Genomic DNA, 18303 nt, shown 5'->3' on the forward strand with positions numbered 1-18303 from the left:
AAGTCTTTGAATTATCAAACACCTTACCAAGTTTTTCTGAGTTATATAAAAAGTCTAACTTAATTTGACAATTTAAAATATTATTATTGATAAGTTATCGAAATTTATTATAATTAAAGTTTTAAAAAATGAATTTAATGTTGCCTTATATGGACAATATAATAGGGCATTTTTAAAAAATAAAAAATGGCAGTTCGATGAGTCAGATTATTATTGGTGTATTAAGAATAATTTTCAAAGTGGTAATAAGGAGGTATATACGTATGAAGAAGGGATTATAAAAACTAAATCTGGTAATTACAAGAATATTAAAATAGTATCCGAAGATATTTTGATTATTGATGATACCTATTATGTAAAAACTACTTCAGACGTTTATAAGAGCTTACTGCAAGAAAATAAATCAATTGGATTTAAATTATTGAAAAAGCCAGAATTCAGCGTTATTTTATTCCCACTTATTTTGTTAACTATCTCCATAATTGGGTCAACACTAGCAAACAATATTATGACTAATAATTTGAGAGGAGAGTATGTTTTTGCTGATGTGAAAGATGGAATTATAAACAGAATTGATCAGTCTAAAAAAATTGAATTTAAGAATAATGAAATTTTATTAAATAAGCAAATTTATAAAGTAGATAATGTCACCATGCAAATACTAGATAGTAATTCTGAAGTAGTTGGATCATACAATAAACAAGGTATTCTTGTATTTAAAGACGATTCCCAAAATATAAGCAATTATATTTTGAAGTCTTCTCAATAATTTACAAATATAACTACAAAATAATATTGTTTGTATGTTATTTTTGAGAGCCTTGGCTCTCTTTTTTCTTACTCATATTTTCAATTCTGTGATACCTTTTCCAAATCTTTCTTGTTATCCTAATCTCATTCCATTGAAAATCAATACTTAATTTTTCACTGGGGGTTTGGGGGCGGAGCCACCAAGTTATCTTATCGTTGGCTGTCAAAACTGGAAGGTTTTTGTCAGCTGGCGATATGATTTTTGGGATATTGTGGACACAATATCTGAGCTCGCAAAAGCCGAAAAGCGAAGCGTTGAGGCTTTTTAGAAGCACCCGTATCCCACACGGTATCGGGGCTGACCCGATAGAGGCAAGTAGAGAAGGAGAATGACAAGATGACAGACCACTATCGTATTATCCGTAAGGAAATCAATCTGACACCAGAGGAACTGGAGCAGATCCAGGAGCTGATGAAGCAGGAACACGCTGACCAGTTTTCCCCCTTTGTCCGTCAAAAACTGATGGACTTAGTTGAGAGGAAGCAGGCAGTAACGGATTGGTTTGCCCTCTGGCATTCTCAGAAGATTGAACAAATCAGCCGAGACATCTTACAGGTGACTATCATGGCCGAACAGACCCAGCAGGTCACGGCAGAGAACTTGCGAATTATCTTGATCTGTGTGCAAGAGCTGATGGCTGAAGTAGAGAAGTCTATCCCACTCAGTCCAGATTTTCGTGACAAGTACATGGGAGGTTAGACATGGAAAATCGTTACCGCACTAACCTCAAAAAAGTCTTTCTGACGGACCAGGAGTTAGCAACTTTGAACGACCATATCGGGCAGAGTGGCTGTAAAAATTTCTCTGCTTATGCCAGAAAGGTGCTGCTCAATCCCAATACGACCTTTCTGACCATTGATACCAGTAACTATGACGACCTGGTCTTTGAACTGAAACGTATCGGAAATAACATAAACCAAATTGCACGGACCGTCAATCAAACTCATCTTCTAACATCAATCGACCGTGAGCTCTTGGTGCAGGGGATTAATCAACTCATCAAGGAAGTGGAGAAGGACTTTAACATCAAGTGCCAGCAGCTGAAGGAGTTTTATGGTCGTCACTAAACACTTTGCGGTGCATAGCACCAAGTATCGTAAGAGCCTCATCAAGTATATTCTCAATCCAGAAAAGACGAAGAAGCTGAAACTGGTCTCTGATTTTGGCATGAGCAATTACTTGGACTTTCCCAGCTATGAGGAATTGGTGGAGATGTATCAGGCAAACTTGACCAACAATGATCGGCTCTATGATTCCAGAAACGACCGCCAGCAACTCAAGCATACCAAAATCCATGCCCACCACTTGATTCAATCATTTTCTCCTGAAGACAAGCTGACACCAGAGGAAATTAATCGCATTGGTTACGAGACTATCAAGGAGTTGACAGGGGGCAACTTTCGTTTCATCGTCACGACTCACACAGACAAGGATCATATCCATAATCATATCCTGATAAATGCCATTGACCTCAATTCTGAGAAGAAGCTCAAGTGGGACTATGCCCAGGAGAGGAATCTTCGCATGATTTCTGACCGCTTGGCCAAGGAAGCAGGAGCAAAGATTATTCCGCCCAATCGCTATTCGCATGAGAAGTTTGAAACTTATCGCAAGACCAATCACAAGTTTGAACTCAAGCAGCGGCTCTATTTTCTCATGGAGAACAGCAAGAACTTTGAGGACTTTGTGGTCAAGGCTCCCGCTCTCAACGTGGAGATGGATTTCTCTCGCAAGCATGCCAGATTTTTCATGACCGACCGAGACATGAAGCAGGTCATTCGCGGCCATCAGCTGTATAAGCGCCAGCCCTACACCGAGGATTATTTCAGAGAGCATTTTGCGGCACGAGCTATTGAGCAGCGACTGGATTTTCTCTTGCCCAGAGCACGAAACCTCTCTCATCTTTTGGAAATAGCAGAGCAGTTAAACCTGAAAATCTCCCCGAAGAAAAAGCATGTGACCTTTACCTTGAAAGAGGGCGACCGAACCATTTCCATGGAGAATAAAAAGGTCAGCACAAAACACTTGTACGATGTCCAGTTCTTGGAGGATTATTTTGATAAAAGCGACATCACACCAGAACATGACTTGGCTAACCTGGTCTCAGACTTTGAAGCCTACCAAGAAGAGCAGAACCAGAATAAGCTCCCAATTGAGGAACTCTTGGCGGCCTATAAGGATTTCAAAGAAAAACGAGACCAGGTCCAGGAGTTTGAAGTTGCATTAGCGGAGCACCAGATTGACAAGTTAGTCAAGGACGGTCTCTTTGTCAGAATCAATTATGGTATCAAAAAAGACGGCTTGGTCTTCATACCAAACCGTAACCTGGATATTCATGAGAGCGAGCAGGGCAAGTCCTACCATGTCTTTATTCGAGAGACAGCCCAGTTTTTCATCTACAATAAAGAGAACTCTGACTTCAACCGCTACATGCGAGGACGGGAGTTAATCCGCCAACTCACTCAGGACAGTAAGCATATCCCTAAACGCAGACGCCCGACCATGACCAGCCTCAAAGAGAAAATAGCAGAGCTCAATTTTTTTATCGAGCTAGACCTCAACAACCAGTCCTACCAAGAAATCAAAGACGAACTCATCAACGAAATTGCCCAGCTGGATTTGACCATTACGGATTTGCAGGATAAGGTTGCTCATCTGAATAAGGTCGCAGAAGTCCTGCTCAATCTCAACAACTCAGACCCAGAGAACAGACGGTTAGCTAGGTATGATTATGCTAAGATGAATCTGACACCGGCCATTAAACTGGAGGAGGTGGAGAAGGAGATAGAAGGTTGTCAAGAACATCTGAATAGAGAAATAGATGACTATGAACATCATGTGAGAAAGTTGGAGAGCTTGGTAGATATTCTAAGTCGGGACAGATTACAGACTACACGTATTGATTTGGAGATTTAGAATTTCTAAAATAGTTTAATTTTAATAAAAAATTAAAAGAATCTCTATAGGATAAAAACTTTTCATTGCTTCTAAGTGGTGTTGCAATCTTAACTTTAATTTATTTTAGAGTATCTACTTTATGATAAACAGGGTGACGGCACATAATCCTTAAGAACTTTAAACTGAAATTTACGTTTCAGCTGAAAGTTTTGTATTATGTGACTTTAGTCCGTTTCGCTCCGCAGGTGCGAAACAAATAAACCACCCGCTATGCGGGTGCGCATCAAAGGTTATGCCAAAAAAACTCCAATCGCGATACAATAAAGGTGTTCAAGCCTAAAGTAAAGCGAAAGGAGAAAAATATGGCTCAAAAAGCACATAGTTTATCACACACAAAGTGGAATTGTAAATATCACATTGTGTTCACCCCTAATTATAGACGAAAAGTCATCTATAATCAATATCGAAGCAGTATAGGAGAGATATTCCGCCGTTTGTGTAGTTATATAGGTGTTGAAATTATAGAAGGACATTTAATGCCAGATCATGTTCACATGCAAGTTAGTCTTCCACCAAGAATCAGCGTTTCCAGTTTCATGGGCAATTTAAAAGGTAAGAGTGCTCTTATGATGTTTGATAAACACGCTAATCTTAAATACAAGTTTGGGAATCGCCATTTTTGGGCAGAGGGTTATTACGTGAGCACGGTAGGACCTAATGAAGCCACGATTAAAAAATATATACAGGAGCAAAGAAATTATCCAGTGGATGATTTTTTCATGAGTTTAGAAATAAGAAGGCGAATTAACATGATATCGCACTTGATAAACTGAGTGTGAAAGAATATGAAGATCCCTTTAGGGATAATGGCAAGTAGTACTAACGCCTCTTTAAGAGGCTAGTGATGAGTCAAAAGCAGTTAGGCTTGAACAAGGTGAAAGCCAGCGTCTTTAGGCGCTGGCTGGTGTTATGGGCTTATAGCCCTTGTTCAAACCACCCATTAGACGGGTGGTCATGATTCCTTGAAATCTTGCAGCAGTGTAGTCGTCAGAATGGCAAAATCGCAAGTAACTATCAAAATCTGGAAATTAATAATTGCTAATATATTTAGATTGTTTGCGATTTTTTATCGAGAATAAGCTTGGTCTATTTTTCTATAACTTTTAAGTAGTGCTCTAAGTATTGCTTATGAATAGTTTCTTCTCTAAGTATTTCAAAAACTTGTAATGCCTGTTGCATCTTAAATTTTCCAGTCTCAGTATCGTTATTGAATTCAAAGTATCCTTGTGCGTAGAGGAAAACTGTCTGCTCATAATAATTTAGTTCGTTCTCTAGTAATAGTGATATCTCCTGTATTAAATATTTACAGTTTTCCAATTGTTTGACATCAATACTTGATATTAAACAGTTAATAGATAGCTGAGTAACTAACTTTTTATTAGTCTTATTCAAAGAAGAGTATATATAATTTTTTAACATTTCTTTGGTGAGCAAGAAGAAAGATTCATATTTTATTGTTCGAACACAATTTCCCAATAATATGATTTCGTAGTAACCCCATTTTTCAATTTTAAAAAGGTAGTCTATTAGTTGAAGTATCTCTTCATCTGTTGGAACAATATTATTGTCCAGTGTATGTAGAATAGATTTTACCATGGTTCTCTCATACGGATTTAAATTATATTTTGAAGAGTTTGAAAGTAAAGAGGTTATATTATCTATATTCTTTGATGAATATTGTTTACGAATGTATTGTATTAAATTAGCAAATGATTCTGTTTTAGTATAATCACTATTATGAAGAATAAGAAACTCATCTAAAGAAATGTTTAATTTATCTAAAATATTGATGAGTCGAGCACAAGATATTTCTGACTCTCCACGTTCGAAACGAGATATTTGTGACTTAGAGAGATGCTCATCTGCTACACAATGTAGACTGATTTGTTTCCCTTGTCTTACTTTTCTCAATGTTTTTCCAAGAGTTGATTTCATTTAATTTCCCACTTTCCCAACGAAAAATTTTTCTAGTTTTATTTATTGTACAATAAATAAAAACGGAAAGGAAGCCTGTGATGAAGAAAATTTTAAAGCTCATACCAATAATGATGTTGGTTATGGATATAATTATTATCGTCGGTGGATAAATTGCTTAGGTGCACACCTAAGCCTTTAGGAATATCCTAAAGGCTTATAGTCTTGAATGTATTATTCAAAAATATAGATAGGAGAGTCATAATGGCTAGCATAAATGAAAAATTAGAGTTGATTGAAAAGATGAATTATGTCGATTTATTGTCTTACATTGAAGAGACTAATCGTTGTCCTGGAGGAAAGAGAACAATATCTGAGATTGTTAATTATACTCATATTTCTAAAAAATCAAATATTTTAGAAATTGGTTCTAATACGGGCTTTACATCTATTGAACTGGCTAAAATTTTGGATGATCCTACAATTATTGGTATAGATGTAAATGCAAATGCAGTAAAAAAATCTCAAGAACTACTCAGTGGCGAATCCGCTGAGGTACAGAGAAAAGTATCATTTGAAATTGGAGATGCAAGCGATTTAAGATTTAGTGACTCGTATTTTGATCTTATTGTCACAGGAGGTGCGAACGGCTTTATTGCAGAAAAAAGTAGAAAAATAGCAGTTTCAGAATACCGTAGAGTTTTAAAAGCTAATGGTTTTTTAGCTGTAACACAGTTGTTTTATCATAAACCAGTTCCCAAAAAAATCTTAACTGATTTAGAAAAAGTATTAGGTTTTCCGATAAGGCCTCTGCGTAGAGCTTATTGGTTGAAGTTGTTTTTAAATTCTGGATTTGAGTTATATAACTTCAAAGAGAAAAAAATGAGGAAACGCAGTCTACAGACATTGAATGAGTATGTTGATTATATTATTGAAAGCTCTAACCCCCTAAAAGGTGAAGATGATCTAGTAAAAAACGCTGTTAGAAAACGATGGTATGAGATAATGGATATTTTCAATAATAATCATGAATATCTATCATTTATGATTGTTATTTTGAGGAATACTGCTAATGCTGAACAGCGAGAATTTTTCTTTGAAGATGATTTTATGGATCCATATACAATATGTAAAGAGGAGGAAGAGTGGGATGTCTAATAATACCCCTATAGTTGATAACAAATTTTTGAAGATATTAAATAGTGATACTTTTTTAAGAACTGTTGGATTAATCCATTCAACAATAACAAATGCTACTTTTGAATTTTTTAGAAGTAAAGGAATTATAAGTGTACATTTACCGGTGACAACTGGAAGTATAACTAGTCCTATGGGATTAGGAAGTGACTCTCTACCTGTAAAGATTAAATTATTTGAGAACGAGGTGTATCTTGCAGATTCAATGCAGTTCCATCTTGAATACCTTCTTCGTTTATTCCCTGATAAATTAGGAGTTCACTATGTAATGCCGACATTTAGAGGAGAAGAGACAGACAAAAGACATCTATCACAATTTTATCATAGCGAAAGTGAGATAAATGGAACTTTAGAAGATGTTATGATTCTGATTGATGACTATTTAAAATTTTTATGTCATAAATTATTAGAAGAGCATAAGGAATTTTTACTGTCACAACAATATGATTTAACCCATATTGAGAATTTCTTGAAGTTGAATATTCCACGTGTTAGATTTCATGAGATAAGAAAATTACTGAATGATGAAAAAGCTTTTGTAAAAGATGAGATTCATAATTTCTACCAATTAACAAATTTAGGTGAGAAGAAAATATTAGAGCATTATGGAAGTCCAGTTTGGGTTACAAATTATCCTGCAAAGAGTGTTCCATTTTATCAGAAATTAGATGATGATAAGGAAACTACAAGAAATGCCGATTTACTAATGGGAATTGGCGAAGTGGTAGGTTGTGGCGAACGTTGTGATACAGTGGATGAAGTATTAACTAACATGTCTAATCTCAATGTTGATAGGGATCAATATGAATGGTATCTACAAATGAAAACACTATCACCAAAAACAACATCAGGTTTTGGTTTAGGAGTTGAACGATTTATAATGTGGATTTTAGGCTGTGAAGATATTAGAAAAATTCCACTAATCAGTCGATCAAATAATGAAAATATCGTTCCGTAAATGATGTCTAATTGAAAGGAGAAGATTATGCAAATGAAAAAAACTGTATTGGTAGTAGGTGGAGGACCTGAGATTACTTTGTGTTATGATTACATAAAAGATAATGGAGACTTTAAGTTTATCTCTATCTCCGAAATTCCTCCTATGTATCCTGAAATTTTTAATGATTCAATTGTAGTTGAATTTAAAAATTGGGGAAAAGTAGTTGAAAAGATTAGAGAACTTTCAACTAACATTGATGCGGTTGCTTGTTGGGATGAGGCAATGACACATATTGCAGATGACATTTCTAAAGAACTTAATTTAAGCCCAATCTCTAAATTAGATTCTCAACCATTTAGATTTAAAGATAGAATGAGGATGGTTTGTGAGGCTACAGGAATAAAAACACCAAGATATAGGATTATTGATCAGTTTTCTGATACAGTAAAATTAATTAATTGGGAATATCCTTTGATTGTTAAACCAACTTCTTTTTTATCTAGTATTGGTGTAAAAAAAGTAAATAATTTTTCAGAACTGCAACAAGTTGTTGGGCAACTCCTTTCGGTTAAGTTTCCTGTTTACATCGCCAACTCAGTATATGAACTAGGTGATATTTACAATTTGGAGCCTCGAGTTCTTGTCGAAGAGTATATAGAAGGAGAGGAATACAGTCTAGAGAGTATTATCGTAAACTCTGAATATTATCCATTGGGAATTACTCAAAAAATTGTAGATGATAAAATTTTTATGGATGAAGTTGGTCACATCTTCCCAGCTAATATTTCTTATCACTTAAAAGAGAAAGTATTAAAATGGGGAGAATTACTACACAATGTATTGCGATTACATAATGTTTCCTCACATGCAGAATTTAGAGTTGATAAAAATGGAGAAATTTATTTAATTGAAATCGGTGCTAGAATTGGCGGTGATTTTATTCCGAAACTTATGACGAATAGTTTCGCAGATAAAAGTTTTAATTTCTATGATAGCTATGTCCATGCTAGAATGGGTATTCGAAAAATTGTAGATACACAAACAGATCGATTTTCTGGAATTGTATTTTTCAAATTACGTCCAGAAGATTATGGGAAAAAGTTTGAAGGAATTGATTATGAAATTCCGAAAGAATCTAAAATATTTTATAGTGGGATGCTAAAAAGTGAGGGTTCAGTTTTACCAACACCCATTAACTGGAGTAATGAAAGATTTGGATATGTCTGCTTAGAAAATGAAAATTATGAAACCTTACAGGAGGAAATGAAAAAATTATTAAATTCATTTACCATCAAAAAAAATTAGGAAATTTGGAGCGTACCATAGGAGTGTGCTCTCCATCTTTTTCTGGTAGCTTCTTATATAAGAAACGATATGATAGAGGGATAAGTTTTTTAGAACAAAAAGGATTTAAGGTCACTCATGGGATATTAGCAGGAAAAATTTGTCAAAATCAACTATCGGGAAGTGTATTTGAAAGAAGCGAAGAAATTAATCAACTATTTAATCAAGTGGATATTGTCATCACAAGTATAGGGGGATATAATTCAAATTCTGTTTTGCCTTATTTGGACTATGAGAAGTATAGAAAAAGCAACTCAATATTTATTGGTTATTCAGATACAACAGCGATTGCATTAGCTTTATATGCTAAAACAAACAAGATTACTTTTATGTCACAGAGTTTGATTTGCAATTACGGAGAATTTCCCCCTTTTAATGAGTTAAGCTATCATTCATTGAATGATATTCTCTTTAGTGAAGAAAATAGAGATATCAGTTATAAACAACCACCTTACTGGACAGATGAACGATCAAATTGGGAAATTTTTGTAAAACCAAAGACAATTAAAGAAAACGAATGGCATATATATAAATATGGACGAGCAAAAGGGACATTAATTGCTGGAAATTTAGATACAATTATTGGGATTATAGGTACTTCTTATATGCCCAAAATAGATGAAAATACCATTCTATTATTGGAAGAAACTTTTAGCGATTTTGGGAGACTGTATAGAAATTTTTCTACATTAGCATTGCATGGGGTTTTTGATAAAATATCTGGCTTGATCATTTCTAAAATTGAATATTTTGAAAGAAGAGATGAAATTATCTGGCTTCTTCAAAATTTCGTTGACAAGCGGGATATCCCTATATTGTTGGATTTTGACTGTGGGCATACGCATCCAAGTTATCTAGTTCCTATAGGTGGAGAAGTCAGTTTAATACTTGAGAAGGATTAAGAAGTGGAATATAAAGAAACAAAAATAACGGGAATGTATGATCTTTTCGATGATGAGATTAAAAATATAAATTTGATACATCAAAGATTCTTAAAAAACTCTAGGGAGTTTGGCTTTGAACAAATTCAAACTTCATTAATTGAACAAGCGGATAGATACTTAAAGGCAACTAAAGTTCACCCATCAAAAATTTTTGAAGTACATCGTATGAAGGAAAAATCAAAGTATGTATTACAAGCTGATTTAGCGATGAGCATTTCAAGATTTGTTTCTGATTTATCCACTCAAGTTCCATTAAAGTTTATCCAGACTGGATTACTTTTTAGGGATCGAATTCCGTCATATTCAGGATATAGAAGGATGTTTTATCAGACATTGATTGGCGTATGGGGAATTGAATCATCTATTGCTGATGTTGAAGTAATATATCTAACTTGGAAAACCTTAATTGAATTAAAAGACATTAAGGTCAATTATATCTTAATTTCTAATACAGGAATATTAGAAGTAATATCTCCAGGATTGTCTGAGTATTTAAGATTTTCAAATAGGGACATTAGTTCAGCAATGTCAAAAATTGATATAGAGAAGGGAGATAGAGAAAAGATTATTGAATTATTTCAATTTGATAAAATTTTATATAGTAATCTCTCTTTCTATTATTCTCAAATAATAGACGAGCGAATAAAATTAGAAATAAAAAAAGTAATTCAATTATGTGAACTTCTTTCCAAATATATTGAGGATTGTCCAATTTACTTTTCTCTATCTAATTTATATGGTACAGGTCATTATTCAGGAATGAACTACAAAATTTTCATTACTGATCCAACCGGAAGCTGTTATGATATTGCGGATGGTGGTAGAATAGATGCTATGACTTCTAAATTTAATAAAGTTAATACTCCAGGTGTGTGTATGGGAATTGGTACAACTGTTTTATCGCAATTTTTGAACTTAGAAGAGAGAGAGTCAAGGTATGTCATTTTAATTCCGATAGATGATGTAGAAAATACTTATATTTTATGGAGGGAAATAATGACCTATCTTTGTATATCCAATTTTTCGATACTCCCGTGTTCTTTTAAAAAAAGAAAGAAAATCATTAATAATGAATTTTATATAGACGACACTTTCATTTTAGTTAATGAAAATAGTAATTTTAAGATAATCTCTTCCAAATTAGATTCATCATATATAGAACAATTAATGCAGAAAATAGAAAAAAAGAAAAAAGAAATGAAGGTAACGGAGAATAAATGAAAAATAGAGAGAAAAATAATATTAATTACTTGGTTGCCAGTAGAAGTATCTCATTAGTAGGAGATGTGCTCTTTGATTTTGCCAATAATACATTTCTTGCTAATATTGCTCCTAACTCCTTAAGTCTTGTTGCTATGTATCAAGCAATTGAAAGAGTAATTGCTGTTATTTTTAATATGTTCGGAGGAGTATTTGCTGATCTTTCACATAGGAAAAAAATTATCATATCAACAAACTTAATAAATGGTTTGTTTTGTATAGCTTTATCATTTGTCGGGAGCGAAAATATATTAATGTACCTTGTGTTGGTCGGGAATGGGATTCTATCATTAATGTTTGCTTTCTCATCTCCTTCATACAAGGCGTTAACGAAAGAAATAGTCAGTGAACAATCCATCTCAAAACTAAATTCTTACTTGGAAACAGCAAGTACATCGATTAGATTAGTGCTACCTATTTTTTCATTATTGTTATACAATTTATTGAAACTTCAAGGTGTTTTATTATTAAATGGTATTACTTTTATAATATCTTCTATTTTGATATTTTGTATAGAACCGCTAAATTTTGAACGTGCTGCAGTAAGCTTCTCTGTAAAAAGTATTTTTTGTGATATGGCTTCAGGTTTTCGGTACATATTTGATAATAAACAGATTCTATTTCTTATAATTTTATCCTCTTTGGTGAATTTCTTCTTAGCCGGATATAATCTTTTATTACCATATACTCATCGTATGTTTATCAATCTATCTGATGGACTATATGGTTTATTCTTGACAGCAGAAGCTATTGGAGGATTATTAGGAGCAATATTAAGTAGTAGGTTAAAGAAAGATGCATCAATTTTTAGTTTAGTCGTTAAATTGGGTGTCTCAAGTATATTTTTAATTGCTACTCCATTTTTATATTTAATTTATAAGAACCAGTTTTTTATTATGTTGGGACCAGGGCTTTTTAATCTATTCTTGACAGTTTTCAATATTCAATTTTTCTCTCTTATACAAAAGCAGGTAAGTAATCAATATTTAGGTAGGGTATTCGGGGTAATATTTACTGTTGCAGTACTGTTCATGCCAATCGGTACAGGTATATTTTCCTCTTTATTAGATGTTGATAATTTATTTAATTTCTTAATAATAGGAATGTCAATTTTAATATTATCTTTAGTATTTGGAATCTCTATTAAGTATAGTGAAAGATAGTAAGATTAGTTAATATAGATGAGTCAAAACCATTTTTTAAAAGTAGACTTTTAATGTAGAGTTGCTCGTTTTATACTATTCCATAGACTGCTACATGATAGTCAAATCGTCCTTATCAGTAAATTCTTTGCTGATTTCGTACTAATCTCAAAAACTAGAAAAATGTTCTGCAGAAAGGACGATTTGATTAATAATCGCTACACTAAATAGTGGCACAACCTTTTGTGTCCTGGGAAGGTCATGAGTTAGCTCATTGGCCTTTTTTTGGCTCGTTCATTTCCTTTGATTCAGGCTAAAGAGTCTTGTAGATTCTGATTTTTCTTAAAAACAAATTTTTTATGCAAATTTTGCATAGAATCTAAATTTTAGTTTTAGAATGACTAAAATAGTATCGGAAGGGGTACTATGTACATTAGAATAAAAAACTTAAGAGAAGACAGAGACTATAAACAGAGTCAAATTTCACAGTACCTAAATTGTTCACAATCTGCTTACTCTAGAATAGAGAATGGTATTCAAGATGTTCCTACTCAGTTTTTAAAGAAATTAGCAAAGTTATATGGAGTAACTACGGATTTTTTGCTAGAGATGGATAAGGAATAATATCCCTTCTGTTGTTCATTGACAACTGAATAGACTGAAGTGGGACTTTAATCATTTGTGGAGCAATTTAGCCTGGTACGCCGTGAGATGAGCGATAATTATCGGCTATAAAATAGGTTGGTTACCTATCTGCCATGAGACAAATGAGGATAATGATACTTCTGAACGTTCAGGCTGCCATCGAGAAAGGACAGCGGGTGAAACTCCCATGAAGAACTTAACCAGTTCTACCTACAGAGGTCAAAATTTTAAGTAAAGGAAAAACGTTTATGAAAAAAATACAAACAGGTGCGGAATTACCGCAGATTGTGATTGAGGGATATAAGGTTACAGTACAAGTAAGTGATCAGCCACTAAGTCTTACAGACGTTTTAGATGATTTGCTGGGGCGACAGCTTGAAAAAATTTGAGTTTTTAGCGGACAAGTCTTGATAGATTATGTAAAATAGTATAGTAGAACCTCAATCCTTAATCGGTAAGCACCTAAACACTGATTAAGGAGATAAACATGACACAAGCCTGTATTTATTTACGCCTGTCACGAGATGATGGGGATAATGTGGAAAGCAATTCCATCATCAACCAACGCTCACTTTTGAGAGATTATGCCAGAAATCATGATTTCACGATTTTAGAAGAATTTATGGATGATGGTATTAGTGGCTTAACCTTTAACCGCCCTGACTTTAACCGTATGATGGCAATGGTAAATGATAAGACAATTGATACTATTATTGTTAAGGACTTGTCACGCTTCGGTCGTGACTATATTGAGACTGGGAAATACCTTCAGCGAATTTTTCCTGCTATGGGAGTTAGGTTTATCTCGGTTAATGATCACTATGACAGTATGACTGCTGATACAAATGAAACACACTTGGTTATGCCCATTAAAAGTCTAATTAACGATAGCTACTGTCGAGATATTTCAACCAAAGTTCGGAGTACCCAAAAAGCGAAACGGCAAAAAGGCGAGTTTATCGGAGCCTTTGCTCCCTATGGCTATCTTAAAGATGACAAGCAACGGAATCATTTGGTGGTTGATGAGACTATACGCCCGACTATCGAGAAAATCTTTGCTCTGAAACTAGAGGGATATTCCTCAAACTCTATTGCAAGGTTTCTTAATCAAGCAGGGATAGAAACACCTCTACAACGTAAAAAAGCCTGTCAGGAAAAGATTAAAGGCTTTTATGGGCATAGCTATAAATGGGACACGAAAATGGTCAATCGTATTTTGACAAATCGTGTCTATACTGGTAGTTTGGAACAGGGGAAGCAAACCAAACTTAATTACAAGTCTCAAAAGTCTGTAGCTGTGAATCCAGAAGATTGGGTTCGGGTTGACGATACGCATGAAGCCATTATCTCAAAAAGTACGTTTGAGATAGCCAATAATCTCTTACTCAGGGATGTCAAGCACGGGAAGAAGCTACCTGACCTCTTTGCAGGATTGTTATTTTGCAGCGACTGTCAGGCTCAACTTGTACAACGAAAACTCCGCTACAAAGACAAAGAGGCTGTTCAATATATTTGTAGCACCTACAATAATGGACGAGGCTGTAGTCGCCATGCAATCAAGCAAGAGAGATTGCTTGACTTAGTATTGACCTTTATTCATCAACACCTTGACTGGAAGTCTTATCTGATTAAAGCAGTTCCTTATTATGTTAATCAAGAACAGTTTTTGGAAGTCGATTTTACTTCTCTACTTGAGAATCGCAAGAAGTATGAACAGTTGCTCCAGTCCTTGTATTTGGATTTAGACGACGGTTTGATCAATGATACAGAATACCAAGAGTTTCAGCGATGCTATCGCCAAAAGCTAAATCAAATTGAAGACACAATCATTCAAAAGAAAGCACTGGCTCAAACCCTGTATGACAAACTTCAGGATAAGGAGAAGTGGTTAGACCAGTTAAGTGAAATCCCAAAAGATAAAGAACTCAATCGTCTCACTTTAGTGACCTTACTTGACCGTATTGTCATTCATGAGAATCAGGAGTTGACCTTAGTGTTTCATGATGTGGCAGAACTAGAACTCCTCCAGCAGTTTTCTCATCGAGAGACGGAGGTGGTCTAATGGCACGTACCAAGAACCGCTACCGTAAGGAAACGATAGATGAGGTACCACTTCAAACTTATCGTACGGGCATTTACATTCGCCTATCCAAAGAACGTACTGAAACCTGGAGAAACAAGTCGCAGTCCTTAGAGACGCAAGAAAGTCTTGCTAGAGCTTTTGCCAAGGAGAAAGGGTTAACTGTAACCAAGTGTTACATCGACTATGAGTATTCTGGGACAAACTTTAATCGACCTGCCTACCAGGACATGATGGAAGACCTCAAAAAAGGGATTATCAACTGTATCTTGATTCGGGACTTATCCCGTTTGGGTCGTAACTACATTGAGATGGGACGACTGATTGATAAAGTATTCCCCTTTATGGGGGTTCGCTTTATCTCAATCAATGATAACCTAGATACTCTCAATGGATTGGAAGATAAAAAATCTTTTGAGGTGGAAATTAAGAATTTGGTCAATGACCTTTATTCTAAGGATATTTCAAAGAAAGTTATGGCTTATCATATTCAGCAGGCTAGTCAAGGGTACTATATTGGAACTTCTGCTCCGTATGGGTATCGCATTGACCGCAATGAAGCTGGTGCAAGGTTAGTCATAGATAATCAGGTTAGGCCAATTTTAGAGTTTGTTTTTCAAGAGGCAATCGAAGGTAAATCCATGCCTCAGATTACTGCTGAATTGAATAGTAGAGAAATTGCTGTACCTCATTCCTACCGTAAGACAGGTCAATTATATAGAAGTGAGCAGGATACGAAAAGATGGCAAGCAGGAAATTTACTTCGTCTGATTAAGATGCCTGTTTACAGGGGAGACCTTGTTCAGCGAACACGAAACAAATCCTTATCTGAAGATGACTATATCTATTTTGAAAATGCGCAGGAAGCCTACATCAGCAAAGATGACTACGAAAAAATTCTTCAGTATTCTGCTAGTCGTAAGTCTGTTAAAAAGACTGACCGAGTGATAACTTCAAATCGGTATAAAGGTTTAATTTATGCCAAAACCAATTCAACTCAAATGGTTCGAAAGTGTCGCCATTTTTCAAACAATAAGTCTGATTATTATTTTATGGACTATGTCTATGATTCCAACCAATCAGAAAGACGGATCGTTTCTATTAGTGAGAAGGCTTTGGATAAGAGAATCTTAGAGTTGCTTCAAACTGCAATGAAGCGTTTAGGTACAGTTGAGACATTGTTGCCACGGTTAGAAACTAAAAAGGAGGATTGTCTAAGGAAATATAGAAAGCAGTTGATGGTTCATCAACGCTCAGTAGTACAATGGAATGCTGAACTAAGCGATCTTTACGCTACTTTCAGTCTTAACCGGTCTAAGCGAGAAGACTATCTTTCCAAAAAGAAAGAAATAAACTCAAAAATCACAACCATTTCACAAGAATTAGTCCAATGTGAAACTTCAATAAAGCAGATTGAGGAGGAGCACAGTAAGCAGGTGAATTGGGTTAGACATCTAGCCAAGAGTAACAATCAAGCAGTTTTAACGGCAGAACTCTTAAATGCTTTAATAGAACGGATTGAAGTTGATGTGGACAAAACAGTCACAGTAACTTTTAACTGTCGGATCGGGGGGGACGAGCATGACTAAAATCGCTCTATACCTCCGCTTGTCAGTTGATGAGGCTAATACAGATGAAAGCAACTCAATTACTCATCAACGGTACTTATTAAACCATTTTCTTGACCAAGAACCTAAGTTCAAGAACTGGGAACGTTTGGAGTTTGTGGACGATGGTTTTTCGGGCACCAGTCTTAACCGTCCAGCCTTTAAACGCATGATGGCTGATGTTAAGGCTGGAACTATCCGTAATATCATCGTCAAGGATTTGTCTCGATTTATGCGTGACTATCTGGAATTGGGAAACTATTTGGAGAATATCTTTCCTTTTCTCGGAGTTCGATTTATTGCTCTCAACGACCATTATGATAGCCTGGTGTCTGAGCATAATGGACTGGATATTGATGTGCCCTTTAGAAACTTACTCAATGATTTCTACGCCAAAGATGTTTCTGAAAAAGTCAAGAGTGCAATGAACAGTATGAAACGCTCTGGGAAGAACATGAGTTGGTTACCACCGTTTGGTTATATCAAGGACCCAAATGACCGATTTAAGATTATCATTGATGAGGAAGTCGCTCCAATTGTGAGACGAATTTTTAGATTTTGTATTGAGGGAATGGGAACTCAAAAAATAGCGATGTTACTTAATAGTGAACAGACGATTACTCCAGCTGAGAGGAAAATGCAGGTTAGTCAAGCAAGGTATACAAATTCAATTATCATTACTGCCGAACAAAAGAGGAATGTATGGACGAGAAGTAGTGTTCTCCAAATACTCAAAAATGAAGCCTATAAGGGGACATATCTGTTTAACACTAGAACAACGGTAAATGGTAAGCAGATTCGGCGGCCTGAATCAGAGTGGGAACGTCTTGACAATAATCATGAGGCAATTGTATCAAGTGAGGACTTTGACAAAGCTCAACAATCACTTGCCTCTCGCATTAGTGGGCCGAAAAATCAGAATTGCAACCAGCCAGAAGAAGTTTTATTACGAGGTTTAGTTATCTGTGAACATTGCGGGCATCGTCTCCTTCGATATAGCCACTATAACAACTATGATTATTTTTATTGTCGTTACTGTAGAAGTCAAGGCCAGACCATGAAGTCCTGTCGGATAGATAGAATAGAAGAGGCTATTGAGAAAGAATTAAAGTCTCGGTTGCCGAAGAACTCTCCAAAGCTATCAAAAACGAATCTTATAAGAGAAGCTGAACGGCTGAAAACTCAAAAGGTTTCTCATTTTCAAGACTATAAAGAGGGCTTGATGACAAGAGAAACTTACATGGAAAAACGTCAGAACTTAGATAATTCTATAATGGAAATAGAAGAACAATTAAAGGTAGTTGGTAGGGAAAATATAGCATTTGACAAAAAAATGACCAGGGAAGTGGTTGACACTCATATCGAGAGGATTGTCGTCAATGGCCAAGGTTCTTTTACAGTTGTCTATAGATAATCTAATGAGAGACTTGTGTAATAGCGAGTCTCTTTCTTAAAAAGTAG

The 18303-nt window shown here is 35.1% G+C and carries 16 protein-coding genes and 1 pseudogene; 16 read left to right on the forward strand and 1 reads right to left on the reverse strand.

Going from position 1 to position 18303, the window contains the following annotated elements:
* Positions 1-331: 331 nt before the first annotated feature.
* The 5 genes and pseudogenes from ACHBID_RS00005 to tnpA all read left to right on the forward strand — a co-directional run bounded on the left by ACHBID_RS00005 (position 332) and on the right by tnpA (position 4586).
* Complete coding sequence (locus ACHBID_RS00005; RefSeq protein WP_394731387.1) at positions 332-769, forward strand: hypothetical protein; 438 nt, start codon at positions 332-334, stop codon at positions 767-769.
* A 378-nt stretch (positions 770-1147) separates the two neighbouring features.
* A complete protein-coding gene (locus ACHBID_RS00010; RefSeq protein WP_394731386.1) occupies positions 1148-1510 on the forward strand; it encodes an SAG1252 family conjugative relaxosome accessory protein in 363 nt (120 codons plus the stop codon).
* A 2-nt stretch (positions 1511-1512) separates the two neighbouring features.
* Positions 1513-1878: a plasmid mobilization relaxosome protein MobC gene (gene mobC / locus ACHBID_RS00015; RefSeq protein WP_394731385.1), complete on the forward strand. Its 366-nt coding sequence runs from the start codon at positions 1513-1515 to the stop codon at positions 1876-1878.
* The gene (locus ACHBID_RS00020) at positions 1865-3727 is read left to right on the forward strand and encodes an SAG1250 family conjugative relaxase (RefSeq protein WP_394731384.1); all 1863 of its coding nucleotides are present in this window, start codon (positions 1865-1867) and stop codon (positions 3725-3727) included. Before mobC ends, ACHBID_RS00020 begins: the two co-directional genes overlap by 14 nt.
* 344 nt (positions 3728-4071) lie before the next feature.
* Positions 4072-4586: pseudogene (gene tnpA / locus ACHBID_RS00025) on the forward strand (IS200/IS605 family transposase).
* 269 nt (positions 4587-4855) lie between these two features.
* Here tnpA and ACHBID_RS00030 read toward each other — a convergent pair.
* Entirely contained in the window at positions 4856-5704 is an 849-nt protein-coding gene (locus ACHBID_RS00030) for a helix-turn-helix domain-containing protein (protein ID WP_394731383.1), read from the reverse strand.
* A 243-nt stretch (positions 5705-5947) separates the two neighbouring features.
* Here ACHBID_RS00030 and ACHBID_RS00035 point away from each other — a divergent pair, with 243 nt between their 5' ends.
* The 11 genes from ACHBID_RS00035 (at position 5948) to ACHBID_RS00085 (ending at position 18256) form a co-directional block, all read left to right on the forward strand.
* Positions 5948-6841, forward strand: a complete 894-nt coding sequence (locus tag ACHBID_RS00035) for a class I SAM-dependent methyltransferase (protein ID WP_394731382.1) — start codon at positions 5948-5950, stop codon at positions 6839-6841.
* Positions 6834-7838 (forward strand): asparagine synthetase A, encoded by a 1005-nt coding sequence (locus ACHBID_RS00040; protein ID WP_394731381.1) that lies wholly within the window; start codon positions 6834-6836, stop codon positions 7836-7838. Before ACHBID_RS00035 ends, ACHBID_RS00040 begins: the two co-directional genes overlap by 8 nt.
* 27 nt (positions 7839-7865) lie before the next feature.
* Positions 7866-9125: an acetyl-CoA carboxylase biotin carboxylase subunit family protein gene (locus ACHBID_RS00045; protein ID WP_394731380.1), complete on the forward strand. Its 1260-nt coding sequence runs from the start codon at positions 7866-7868 to the stop codon at positions 9123-9125.
* Between the two features lie 5 nt (positions 9126-9130).
* On the forward strand, positions 9131-10066 hold the full coding sequence (locus ACHBID_RS00050) for a S66 peptidase family protein (protein WP_394731379.1): 936 nt from the start codon (positions 9131-9133) through the stop codon (positions 10064-10066).
* A 3-nt stretch (positions 10067-10069) separates the two neighbouring features.
* The gene (locus ACHBID_RS00055) at positions 10070-11329 is read left to right on the forward strand and encodes an ATP phosphoribosyltransferase regulatory subunit (protein ID WP_394731378.1); all 1260 of its coding nucleotides are present in this window, start codon (positions 10070-10072) and stop codon (positions 11327-11329) included.
* On the forward strand, positions 11326-12531 hold the full coding sequence (locus ACHBID_RS00060; RefSeq protein WP_394731377.1) for an MFS transporter: 1206 nt from the start codon (positions 11326-11328) through the stop codon (positions 12529-12531). The genes ACHBID_RS00055 and ACHBID_RS00060 overlap by 4 nt, the downstream gene beginning before the upstream one ends.
* A gap of 405 nt (positions 12532-12936) precedes the next feature.
* The gene (locus tag ACHBID_RS00065; RefSeq protein ID WP_044683880.1) at positions 12937-13134 is read left to right on the forward strand and encodes a helix-turn-helix domain-containing protein; all 198 of its coding nucleotides are present in this window, start codon (positions 12937-12939) and stop codon (positions 13132-13134) included.
* A 269-nt stretch (positions 13135-13403) separates the two neighbouring features.
* Entirely contained in the window at positions 13404-13544 is a 141-nt protein-coding gene (locus ACHBID_RS00070; RefSeq protein WP_099778355.1) for a hypothetical protein, read from the forward strand.
* 98 nt (positions 13545-13642) lie between these two features.
* Positions 13643-15217, forward strand: coding sequence for a recombinase family protein (locus ACHBID_RS00075; RefSeq protein WP_394731376.1), 1575 nt, complete (start codon positions 13643-13645; stop codon positions 15215-15217).
* Positions 15217-16824, forward strand: coding sequence for a recombinase family protein (locus tag ACHBID_RS00080; protein ID WP_394731375.1), 1608 nt, complete (start codon positions 15217-15219; stop codon positions 16822-16824). The genes ACHBID_RS00075 and ACHBID_RS00080 overlap by 1 nt, the downstream gene beginning before the upstream one ends.
* A complete protein-coding gene (locus tag ACHBID_RS00085; RefSeq protein WP_394731374.1) occupies positions 16817-18256 on the forward strand; it encodes a recombinase family protein in 1440 nt (479 codons plus the stop codon). Before ACHBID_RS00080 ends, ACHBID_RS00085 begins: the two co-directional genes overlap by 8 nt.
* Positions 18257-18303: the final 47 nt, after the last annotated feature.

The sequence above is a fragment of the Streptococcus sp. A25 genome (assembly GCF_043674095.1).
Lineage (GTDB): Bacteria > Bacillota > Bacilli > Lactobacillales > Streptococcaceae > Streptococcus > Streptococcus suis_V.

Bases quoted from the DNA above. Each gene is read 5' to 3' on its own strand.
- ACHBID_RS00020 (WP_394731384.1), top strand. From the start codon at position 1,865: ATGGTCGTCACTAAACACTTTGCGGTGCATAGCACCAAGTATCGTAAG.
- ACHBID_RS00010 (WP_394731386.1), top strand. From the start codon at position 1,148: ATGACAGACCACTATCGTATTATCCGTAAGGAAATCAATCTGACACCA.
- ACHBID_RS00080 (WP_394731375.1), top strand. From the start codon at position 15,217: ATGGCACGTACCAAGAACCGCTACCGTAAGGAAACGATAGATGAGGTA.
- ACHBID_RS00040 (WP_394731381.1), top strand. From the start codon at position 6,834: ATGTCTAATAATACCCCTATAGTTGATAACAAATTTTTGAAGATATTA.
- mobC (WP_394731385.1), top strand. From the start codon at position 1,513: ATGGAAAATCGTTACCGCACTAACCTCAAAAAAGTCTTTCTGACGGAC.
- ACHBID_RS00035 (WP_394731382.1), top strand. From the start codon at position 5,948: ATGGCTAGCATAAATGAAAAATTAGAGTTGATTGAAAAGATGAATTAT.
- ACHBID_RS00085 (WP_394731374.1), top strand. From the start codon at position 16,817: ATGACTAAAATCGCTCTATACCTCCGCTTGTCAGTTGATGAGGCTAAT.
- ACHBID_RS00030 (WP_394731383.1), bottom strand. From the start codon at position 5,704: ATGAAATCAACTCTTGGAAAAACATTGAGAAAAGTAAGACAAGGGAAA.
- ACHBID_RS00045 (WP_394731380.1), top strand. From the start codon at position 7,866: ATGCAAATGAAAAAAACTGTATTGGTAGTAGGTGGAGGACCTGAGATT.
- ACHBID_RS00060 (WP_394731377.1), top strand. From the start codon at position 11,326: ATGAAAAATAGAGAGAAAAATAATATTAATTACTTGGTTGCCAGTAGA.
- ACHBID_RS00075 (WP_394731376.1), top strand. From the start codon at position 13,643: ATGACACAAGCCTGTATTTATTTACGCCTGTCACGAGATGATGGGGAT.
- ACHBID_RS00065 (WP_044683880.1), top strand. From the start codon at position 12,937: ATGTACATTAGAATAAAAAACTTAAGAGAAGACAGAGACTATAAACAG.
- ACHBID_RS00070 (WP_099778355.1), top strand. From the start codon at position 13,404: ATGAAAAAAATACAAACAGGTGCGGAATTACCGCAGATTGTGATTGAG.